9 protein-coding genes are annotated in these 9,308 nt (G+C 64.6%); 8 read left to right on the top strand and 1 reads right to left on the bottom strand.

Going from position 1 to position 9,308, the window contains the following annotated elements:
* Positions 1-166: 166 nt before the first annotated feature.
* On the bottom strand, positions 167-1,192 hold the full coding sequence (locus tag CAG00_RS25945) for an Ldh family oxidoreductase (RefSeq protein WP_085665675.1): 1,026 nt from the start codon (positions 1,190-1,192) through the stop codon (positions 167-169).
* Positions 1,193-1,335: 143 nt separating this feature from the next.
* Here CAG00_RS25945 and CAG00_RS25940 point away from each other — a divergent pair, with 143 nt between their 5' ends.
* From CAG00_RS25940 to kdgD, 8 genes are all read left to right on the top strand, one after another.
* On the top strand, positions 1,336-2,208 hold the full coding sequence (locus CAG00_RS25940) for a MurR/RpiR family transcriptional regulator (protein WP_025338835.1): 873 nt from the start codon (positions 1,336-1,338) through the stop codon (positions 2,206-2,208).
* Between the two features lie 21 nt (positions 2,209-2,229).
* The gene (locus tag CAG00_RS25935; RefSeq protein ID WP_075044997.1) at positions 2,230-2,982 is read left to right on the top strand and encodes a transporter substrate-binding domain-containing protein; all 753 of its coding nucleotides are present in this window, start codon (positions 2,230-2,232) and stop codon (positions 2,980-2,982) included.
* Between the two features lie 171 nt (positions 2,983-3,153).
* Entirely contained in the window at positions 3,154-3,873 is a 720-nt protein-coding gene (locus CAG00_RS25930) for an ABC transporter permease (protein WP_085665674.1), read from the top strand.
* Positions 3,870-4,580 (top strand): ABC transporter permease, encoded by a 711-nt coding sequence (locus tag CAG00_RS25925; RefSeq protein ID WP_025338833.1) that lies wholly within the window; start codon positions 3,870-3,872, stop codon positions 4,578-4,580. The genes CAG00_RS25930 and CAG00_RS25925 overlap by 4 nt, the downstream gene beginning before the upstream one ends.
* 16 nt (positions 4,581-4,596) lie before the next feature.
* Positions 4,597-5,841: an FAD-binding oxidoreductase gene (locus CAG00_RS25920; RefSeq protein WP_085617041.1), complete on the top strand. Its 1,245-nt coding sequence runs from the start codon at positions 4,597-4,599 to the stop codon at positions 5,839-5,841.
* A 22-nt stretch (positions 5,842-5,863) separates the two neighbouring features.
* A complete protein-coding gene (locus CAG00_RS25915) occupies positions 5,864-6,646 on the top strand; it encodes an amino acid ABC transporter ATP-binding protein (protein WP_013972988.1) in 783 nt (260 codons plus the stop codon).
* Positions 6,647-7,110: 464 nt separating this feature from the next.
* The gene (locus tag CAG00_RS25910; RefSeq protein ID WP_085591542.1) at positions 7,111-7,920 is read left to right on the top strand and encodes a gamma-glutamyl-gamma-aminobutyrate hydrolase family protein; all 810 of its coding nucleotides are present in this window, start codon (positions 7,111-7,113) and stop codon (positions 7,918-7,920) included.
* Between the two features lie 450 nt (positions 7,921-8,370).
* Positions 8,371-9,282, top strand: a complete 912-nt coding sequence (gene kdgD / locus CAG00_RS25905; RefSeq protein WP_085665673.1) for a 5-dehydro-4-deoxyglucarate dehydratase — start codon at positions 8,371-8,373, stop codon at positions 9,280-9,282.
* Positions 9,283-9,308: the final 26 nt, after the last annotated feature.

Here is a 9,308-nt window from a genome sequence, read left to right as displayed (position 1 = left end):
ACCATGACCGCATCAGGCTGAAACTCAATGGCCTGAGCCCTGTCAGCTACAGGACTCAGGCCACGGGCTAAAACTGTCCAACTTTTCGGGGGCAGTCCAGGTACACCACAGGCCTTGACGTTTGTGGTGTACCTGTGGGAGCTGGCTTGCCGGCGATAGGGCCGGGTCAGCCAAGCAGCTCTTTCAGGCCTTGCAACTCCTGCTCGGTCACCGCCACCCCCTCCTCCTCGGCCACCTCGCGCTCGCGGTAACGCCGCTCGCCCGGCATGCGCGTCAGCCCTACCGCCCGCATCTGCTCGACCAGTTCGCGGCTGCGCTGGGCAAACCGCTCGCCCTCGGCCTTGTTCGGGTCGATGACAATGATCAGCTGCCCGGTCCACGGCGTCTTCGCCCCCGGGTGCCCCGACCAGTCGAACTCCCAGGAAAAATGCCCGCCGGTCAGCGCCGCCGCCAGCAACTCGACCATCATCGACAAGGCCGAGCCCTTGTGCCCGCCAAATGGCAGCAAGGCGCCGCCTTCCAGAATCGCCTTGGGGTCGGTGGTCGGCTCACCATTGGCATCCACCCCCATGCCCTGCGGCAATTGCTGGCCAGCGCGCGCGGCAATCTGCACGTCGCCATGGGCCATGGCGCTGGTGGCCATGTCGAAGACGATCGGGTCATGTTCGGCGCAAGGTGCGGCAAAGGCGATGGGGTTGGTGCCGAACAGCGGCTTGCGGGCGCCGTGCGGCACCACGCAGGTCATGCTGTTGACCACGCTCAGGGCTACCAGGCCTTCGTCGGCGAATGGCTCCACATCCGGCCACAGCGCGGCGAAGTGGTGCGAGTTGTGGATCGCCAACACGGCGATACCAGCGTTGCGCGCCTTCGCCACCAGAAGTTCACGGGCCGCCGCCAGCGCCGGCTGGGCGAAGCCGCCTGCGGCATCGACGCGAACATAACCGGGCGCCACGTCGCTGACCTTCGGCGTGGCCTGGCCATCGACCCAGCCACTGGCCAATGTCGAAACATAGCCAGGCATGCGGAACACCCCATGGCTATGGGCACCATCGCGCTGGGCGCTGGCGCAGTTGTAGGCCAGCACCCGGGCCACGCTTTCGCTGCAGCCATGGCGCTGGAAGATGCTCTGCAACAGGCCCTGCAGCTCGGTAAAAGGCACACGCACGACGGTGCTGGTGGAAGGTGCGGACATCTGAAGCTCCTTGTTGGAATTGGAATGGCTACAGCGTTGCAACGACAAAAACTTTCCTGCATGTGACAGCTATCTGTCAAATGTTGACTTGATGACAGAAAACAGCCATTTTCTTTCGCAAGCCTTACCCCTGGAGCCGCAGCATGAGCCAACCGATCAAGCAACGCCTGGAAAACAGCCTCGAAGGGGCCGCTGCTTCGGGCCGCAAGATCGCCAGCTACATGCTCGCCAACCTGCATGAACTGCCGTTCCAGACCTCGGCCAGCATTGCCGTCAAGCTGGGCGTCAGCGAATCCAGCGTTGGCCGTTTCTGCCGCTCATTGGGTTATGCCCATCTCAAGGCGTTGAAGCAAGACCTGCAGAACGACCTGGGCGATGGCCCGTGGCTGGTGGGCGACCGCCTGCAAGATTACCGCCAGAACCAGGACGCCAGCGACAACGCCGGCAGCCTGGAGCTGGAAATCGCCGCCCTGGTGCGCGTGCACGAGTATCGCCAGAGCAGCGCCTGGCACAGCGTCGCCCAGCGCCTGGCGAGCAAGCAGCGGGTGTTCATTGCCGGCTTCCAGACCGAGCGCGGCATCGCCATGTGCATGAGCCACCTGCTGCAGTACCTGCGCGATGGCGTGCAGCTGGTGGATATGAGTGCCGGGCACTTTGGCGAAGTATTGCTGGGCCGTGCGGAAGACAGCGCCCTGGTGGTGTTCGAAGCCCGCCGTTATTCCCGCCATGCCCTACTGTTGTGCCAGAAGGCACGCGAGGCTGGCATTGCGGTCACCCTGGTGACCGACCCCTTCTGTGACTGGGCTGATGCCAACGCCGACGAGGTGTTCCGCATTCCCACCGAGTTCAACCTGTTCTGGGAGTCCACCTCGACCATGCTGTCGTGGGTGCACCTGATGGTCAACGAGGTCTGCAAGAAGCTCGGACCGGATGTTGAAAAACGCTTGGAAGCAACTGCCGCTCTACATAACGAATTCGTCGGCTACACCTCGTGGTCGACGGGAAAACAACAATAGCAAGAGTGCAAGAGGTGCGAGATGAACAAGACCATGGCCTTGGTGGGTGCGTGCGCCCTGCTGCTGTCGGGTGCCGCCAGTGCCGAAACCCTGCGCTTCGCCACCGAGGGCGCCTACCCGCCCTTCAACTATGTCGACGCCAATAACCAGTTGCACGGCTTCGACGTCGACATCACCCACGCCCTGTGCGAGCAGATGAAAGTCGAGTGCACGCTGGTGGCCCAGGACTGGGAAGGCATCATCCCGGCGCTGATGGCACGCAAGTACGACGCGGTGGTCGCGTCGATGATCAACACCGAAGAACGGCGCAAGAAGATCGCCTTCACCGACCACTACTACCGCACCCCGCTGACCGTTGCCGTGGCCAAGGACAGCAAGATCAGCGACGCCCAGACCACCTTCGACGGCTACACCGTTGGCGCCCAGTCGTCGTCCACCCAGGCCATCTACGCCGAAGACGTCTACGCCAAGGCCGGTGCCGACGTGAAACTGTACCCGACCATGGACGAAGCCAACGCCGACCTGGCCGCGGGCCGCCTGGACGGGGTGATTGCCGACAAATTCCCGCTGCACGAGTGGATGACCAAGAACGGCGGGGACTGCTGCAAGATCCTCGGTGACGTGGCCGACACCAAGGCCGATGCCGCCATTGCCGTGCGCAAGGATGACGAAGCCCTGCGCCAGCGCCTGAACACCGCGCTGCAGCAGATCGTCGCCAACGGTACCTACCAGAAGATCGCCAGCAAGTACTTCGCTTTCGATATCTACAACTGATCTTCAGGAAACTGCGCAATTTCTGTAGGAGCGGCCTGGTGTCGCGACAGGGCCGCAAGGCGGCCCCGGCAATCCCTGCTGCGGCATAGATCCTGGGGCTGCTCCGCAGCCCTTTCGCGACACAAGGCCGCTCCTACAAAAAGTCCGCGTTGCCCATCCTAGGGGTTTGTCATGCTCGATCAATTGTCCTTGCTGTCCTTCGCCAGTGGAGGCTGGGGCCAGGCGCTGCTGGCCGGCGCGCTGGTCACCGTTTCCCTGGCCCTGGCCTGCCTGCCCATCGGCCTGCCGCTGGGCCTGGTGGTCGCCCTTGCAGCACGCTCGCGCAAGCGCTTGCCGCGCGCCTGGGCCACCACCTTCTCCACCGTGTTCCGTGGCCTGCCCGAACTGCTGACGCTGCTGATCATCTATTACGGCTGCCAGATCGCCGCACAGAAGATCCTCGCAGCCATGGGCTACCAGGGTGAGTTCCTGATCAATACCTTCCTCGCCGCGATGATCGCCTTCAGCCTGGTGTTCGCCGCGTTTTCCAGCGAGATCTGGCTGGCAGCCTTCAAGACCCTGCCCAAGGGCCAGCTGGAAGCCTGCTCGGCGCTGGGCCTGAGCAAGCACACCGGTTTCTTCAAGGTGCTGCTGCCACAACTGACCCGCATCGCCCTGCCCGGCCTGTCCAACAACTGGCTGTCGCTGCTCAAGGACACCTCGCTGGTCTCGACCATCTCGCTGGTCGACCTGATGCGCCAGACCAACCTGGCCGTCAGCGTGACCAAGGAGCCGATGTTCTTCTATGGCGTGGCCTGCCTGGGCTACCTGCTGTTCGCCGCCATTTCCGGGCGCGTGTTCGCCTTCATCGAACGGCGCAGCAACCGCCACCTGCAAGGAGCACGCGCATGAGCTTCGAACAACTGCTGGCGCTGGTCCTCGACCCCGACCTGCTGGACCGCTACGGCCCGCGCTTCCTCGATGGCCTGCTGGTAACGGCCAAGCTGGTGGCGATTTCCTTCAGCCTGGGTGCCGTGCTCGGCCTGTTGCTGGCCCTGGCGCGCATGTCGCGCAGCCTGCTGCTGCAGCGCATGGCCGCCGGCTACGTGTACTTCTTCCGCGGCTCGCCGCTGCTGGCCCAGCTGTTCCTGCTGTATTACGGCCTGGGCTCGCTCAAGGGCTTCTGGCAGGACGTCGGCCTGTGGTGGTTCTTCCGCGAGGCGTGGTTCTGCACCCTGCTGGCGTTCACCCTGAACACCGCCGCCTACCAGGCAGAAATCTTCCGCGGCAGCCTGATGGCCGTCGCCCCCGGCCAGCATGAGGCGGCGCGGGCGCTGAACCTGAAGCGCTCGACCACCTTCTTCAAGGTGATCCTGCCGCAGTCGCTGCTGGTGGCCATCGGCCCGCTGGGCAACGAACTGATCCTGATGATCAAGGCCAGCGCGATCGCCTCGCTGGTGACCATCTACGACCTGATGGGCGTGACCAAACTGGCCTTCTCGCGCAGTTTCGACTTCCAGATCTACCTGTGGGCCGCCGTGCTCTACCTGCTGATCGTCGAACTGGTGCGGCGCCTGCTGAAACACCTGGAAGCCCGCCTGGGCCGCCACCTGAACTGACCGAAGGATACGTTCCATGCATTGCCAGACCCTTGTCCTCGGCGCCGGCATCGTCGGCGTCAGCACCGCCCTGCACTTGCAGGCCCGCGGGCGCCAGGTGATCCTGATCGACCGCGACGAACCGGGCAGCGGCACCAGCCACGGCAACGCCGGGCTGATCGAGCGCTCCAGCGTGATCCCCTATGCCTTCCCGCGGCAACTGGGCGCGCTGCTGCGCTACGGCCTGAACCGCCAGCCCGATGTGCGCTACAGCCTGCTGCACCTGCCCAAGGCCGCCCCCTGGCTGTGGCGCTACTGGCGCCAGTCGGCCCCCGGGCGCCTGGCCGGGGCCGCCGCCGACATGCTGCCGCTGGTGCAGCGCTGCGTCGAGGAGCACGACGCACTGATCGCTGCCGCGGGCCTGGAAGGGCTGGTGCAGGCCAAAGGCTGGATCGAAGTGTTCCGTGACCCGGCGCTGTTCGAGCAGGCCAAGGTCGACGCCAAGGGCCTGAGCCGTTATGGCCTGCAGTTCGAAATTCTCGAATGCGGGCAGTTGCAGGCCCGCGAGCACCAGCTGGACGCCAGCGTGGTCGGCGGCATCCACTGGCTCGACCCCAAGACCGTGAACAACCCCGGCGCCCTCACCCGCGGCTACGCCACCCTGTTCACGCAGCGCGGCGGGCAGTTCCTGCATGGCGATGCGCGCAGCCTGCGCCAGGTCGACGGCCAATGGCGGGTAGACAGCCGCCGCGGCCCGATCACCGCCAACGAGGTGGTGGCCTGCCTCGGCCCGCAGTCGGCCGACCTGTTCAGCGGCCTGGGCTACCAGATCCCGCTGGCGATCAAGCGTGGCTACCACATGCACTACAGCACCCGTGACGGCGCGCAACTGGAGCATTCCATCTGCGACACCCAGGGCGGCTACGTGCTGGCGCCAATGGCCCGCGGCGTGCGCCTGACCACCGGCATCGAATTCGACGCCAGCAGCGCGCCGGGCAACCAGATCCAGCTGGGCCGCTGCGAGGCCCTGGCGCGCAAGCTGTTCCCGGCCCTGGGCGAGCGCCTGGACGACACCCCCTGGCTGGGCCGCCGCCCATGCCTGCCCGACATGCGCCCGGTGATCGGCCCGGCGCCGCGCCACCCGGGGCTGTGGTTCAACTTCGGCCACGCCCACCACGGCCTCACCCTGGGCCCGGTCAGCGGCCGGCTGGTGGCCGAACTGGTCACCGGCGAACGCCCCTTCACCGACCCCGCGCCCTACAGCGCGACTCGTTTCGACTGAACCCCTGCGGGAGAACAACAAGATGACCGCACCACTGAGCCTTGCCACCCTTGCCCCCGAACCCGACCCACGCCCGGTGCTGATCCGCATCGAAGGCCTGAACAAGCACTACGGCGCGTTCCACGTGCTGCGCGACATCGACCTGCAGGTGCGCGAAGGCGAACGCATCGTGCTGTGCGGGCCGTCCGGCTCGGGCAAGTCGACCCTGATCCGCTGCATCAACCGCCTGGAAGTGGCCCAGCAGGGCAGCATCAAGGTGGATGGCATCGACCTGGCGGCCACCACCCGCGAAGCGGCGCAAGTGCGCAGCGACATCGGCATGGTGTTCCAGCACTTCAACCTGTTCCCGCACATGAGCGTGCTCGACAACTGCCTGCTGGCCCCCACCAGCGTGCGCGGGTTGTCGCGCAAGGACGCCGAGGAGCGGGCACGCATGTACCTGAGCAAGGTCGGTATCGAAAGCCAGGCGCACAAGTACCCCAGCCAGCTGTCCGGCGGCCAGCAGCAGCGCGTGGCGATTGCCCGGGCGCTGTGCATGAAGCCGCGGATCATGCTGTTCGACGAGCCCACCTCGGCGCTGGACCCGGAGATGGTCGCCGAGGTGCTGGATGTGCTGGTGCAGCTGGCTGGCACTGGCATGACCATGCTTTGCGTCACCCATGAAATGGGCTTTGCCCGCCAGGTGGCCGAGCGGGTGCTGTTCCTCGAGGGCGGGCAGATCATCGAAGACAGCCCGCCACAGGTGTTCTTCAACCAGCCGCGTACCGAGCGGGCCAAGGGGTTCCTGGCGCAGATACTGCACTGATTGAGACCTGTCGCTATTCATGTGGGAGCGGCCTTGTGTCGCGATAGGGCCGCAAAGCGGCCCCCGGCGATCCCTGCTGCGGCATAGATCCTGGGGCTGCTCCGCAGCCCTTTCGCGACACAAGGCCGCTCCCACAAAGACCGTGTTGGCTTGGAGCTAATCATTTATTGCACCGCTGCAAAGACCCAACTGCATCGTTAAATATTATTGACCTTAACCCCCGCCAAACCCACGCCGCCACAGGCCCGCATCGGTTTCAGCCCCCAAAAACCGGCGCATTCCCTGCCATCAAGCCATGCTCCGTCGTTTGACATATCGAACGGCTCTGGCAAGCTATCTACAAGCCCCGACCGGAATCGTCGCCTCCGACGAGCCGGCAGTGCTCGGGGCTACAGGTTGCACCCATGGCCCCGCGCCGTGCACCTGCACAACAACGACAGGCCGAACCTGTCCCAAGGTGACATATGTCCAACAGCAACATTGGCAACAAGCAACCCTCCCTGCGCAAACCCGTCGTCCTGATGACCATGGGCAGCCAAGAGCGCAAAGGCCATGACTACCAGGTCATGACCCACAAATACATCACCCCGCTGGTCGAGTTTTCCGATTGCGTCCCGGTGCTGGTGCCCACCTGCTGCGGCATCGAAGACCTCGAGACCTATCTGGACATGGCCGACGGCGTGTACCTGACCGGCGCCGGCAGCAACATCGACCCGGCCCTGTACGGCCAGGAAAACGAGACCCCCGGCAAAGGCCAGGACCAGAACCGCGACCTGTTCGACATCCCGCTGGTCAAGGCCGCGATCAAGCGTGGCCTGCCGATCTTCGGCATCTGCCGTGGCATGCAGGAAATCAACGTGGCCCTGGGTGGCGACATCTACCAGAAGGTGTACGCCGAGCCTGGCTTCAACGACCACCGGGAAAACCCGGAAGACCCGGTCGAGGTGCAATACGCCCAGGTGCACGGCGTGAAGATCAAGCCGGACAGCTGGCTGCGCGACACCCTGGGTACCGACGAGATTCGCGTCAACTCGCTGCATGGCCAAGGCCTGCACAAGCTCGGCGCCGGCATCGAGGCCATCGCCCACGCCGAAGACGGCCTGGTCGAGGCGATCCATGCCCCGAGCATCTCGCCGTTCCTGTTCGCCGTGCAGTGGCACCCGGAGTGGCAAGCGGCGAAGAACCCGGATTCGATCAAGATCTTCCAGGCTTTCGGCGACGCTTGCCGGGCCCAGGTACGCAAGGCGCAGATCAAGCGCCAGCAAGCTGCCTGACCCCAGTTTCCTCTGCTTTGATCGCGGGGCGGCGCAAGGCCGCCCCCGTTTTCCCCGGTCACCCTCTGCTGGTCCCAGAACACTTCCCGTGGAAACGGGCGGCGGGCTTGTGCCTGTCTCCGCGATCGTTTTTTTCCTACCCCATCAAGAGATACGATGACTGATCGCGATGGATCTGCCATCTGCGTCTCGTGCATCTGTTGTTGTCGCCTGTTCTGGCCTCTTCGCGGGTAAACCCGCTCCCACAGGGATCTCCGAAAATTTCAAGCGCGACGCGGTCTCTGTGGGAGCGGGTTTACCCGCGAAGAGGCCGGCACAGGCAATAACATTCCTTCCGCCCCTCCACAAAAAAATCTCCCAAAGGGACTAGTCATCGTACAAGTTGTACGATAACTTACCTCCAACGCAAAACAACACCCTTCACCCAAGCGCCACAGGATGCCAACAACAATGACTCCACAAGAACTCAAATCCATCCTCTCCCACGGCCTGCTGTCTTTCCCGGTCACCGACTTCAACGCCCAGGGCGACTTCAACCCGGCTGGCTACGTCAAGCGCCTGGAATGGCTGGCCCCGTATGGCGCCAGCGCCCTGTTCGCCGCCGGCGGCACCGGTGAGTTCTTCTCCCTGGCTGCCAGCGAATACAGCCAGGTGATCAAGACCGCCGTCGACACCTGCGCCAAATCGGTACCCATCCTCGCCGGCGTCGGTGGCTCCACCCGCCAGGCCATCGAATACGCGCAAGAAGCCGAGCGCCTGGGTGCCAAGGGCCTGCTGCTGCTGCCGCACTACCTGACCGAAGCCAGCCAGGAAGGTGTCGCCGCCCACGTCGAAGCAGTGTGCAAATCGGTAAACATCGGCGTAGTCGTCTACAACCGCAACGTCTGCCGCCTGAACGCCGACCTGCTGGAAAAACTGGCCGAGCGCTGCCCGAACCTGATCGGCTACAAGGACGGCCTGGGTGACATCGAGCTGATGGTGTCGATCCGTCGCCGCCTGGGCGACCGCTTCAGCTACCTGGGTGGCCTGCCGACCGCCGAGGTGTATGCTGCTGCCTACAAGGCCCTGGGCGTGCCGGTGTACTCCTCCGCCGTGTTCAACTTCGTGCCGAAGACCGCCATGGACTTCTACAACGCCATCGCCCGTGACGACCACGCCACCGTGGCCAAGCTGATCGACGACTTCTTCCTGCCGTACCTGGACATCCGCAACCGCAAGGCCGGCTACGCCGTGAGCATCGTCAAGGCCGGCGCCAGGATCGCCGGTTACGACGCCGGCCCGGTGCGTACTCCGCTTACCGACCTCACCGCCGACGAGTACGAAGAACTCGCCGCGCTGATGGACAAGATGGGCCCGCAGTAAGCGCCGCCCGCGGCCTGCCAGATGCC

This window comes from Pseudomonas sp. B5(2017), assembly GCF_002112825.1.
Lineage (GTDB): Bacteria > Pseudomonadota > Gammaproteobacteria > Pseudomonadales > Pseudomonadaceae > Aquipseudomonas > Aquipseudomonas putida_Z.
The sequence above is the reverse complement of the archived record's forward strand: the minus strand, read 5'-3'. Positions and strand labels throughout refer to the sequence as shown.

Excerpts from the sequence above, each read along its gene's own strand:
- CAG00_RS25945 (WP_085665675.1), bottom strand. The coding sequence starts at position 1,192 with ATGTCCGCACCTTCCACCAGCACCGTCGTGCGTGTGCCTTTTACCGAG.
- CAG00_RS25940 (WP_025338835.1), top strand. The coding sequence starts at position 1,336 with ATGAGCCAACCGATCAAGCAACGCCTGGAAAACAGCCTCGAAGGGGCC.
- CAG00_RS25935 (WP_075044997.1), top strand. The coding sequence starts at position 2,230 with ATGAACAAGACCATGGCCTTGGTGGGTGCGTGCGCCCTGCTGCTGTCG.
- CAG00_RS25930 (WP_085665674.1), top strand. The coding sequence starts at position 3,154 with ATGCTCGATCAATTGTCCTTGCTGTCCTTCGCCAGTGGAGGCTGGGGC.
- CAG00_RS25925 (WP_025338833.1), top strand. The coding sequence starts at position 3,870 with ATGAGCTTCGAACAACTGCTGGCGCTGGTCCTCGACCCCGACCTGCTG.
- CAG00_RS25920 (WP_085617041.1), top strand. The coding sequence starts at position 4,597 with ATGCATTGCCAGACCCTTGTCCTCGGCGCCGGCATCGTCGGCGTCAGC.
- CAG00_RS25915 (WP_013972988.1), top strand. The coding sequence starts at position 5,864 with ATGACCGCACCACTGAGCCTTGCCACCCTTGCCCCCGAACCCGACCCA.
- CAG00_RS25910 (WP_085591542.1), top strand. The coding sequence starts at position 7,111 with ATGTCCAACAGCAACATTGGCAACAAGCAACCCTCCCTGCGCAAACCC.
- kdgD (WP_085665673.1), top strand. The coding sequence starts at position 8,371 with ATGACTCCACAAGAACTCAAATCCATCCTCTCCCACGGCCTGCTGTCT.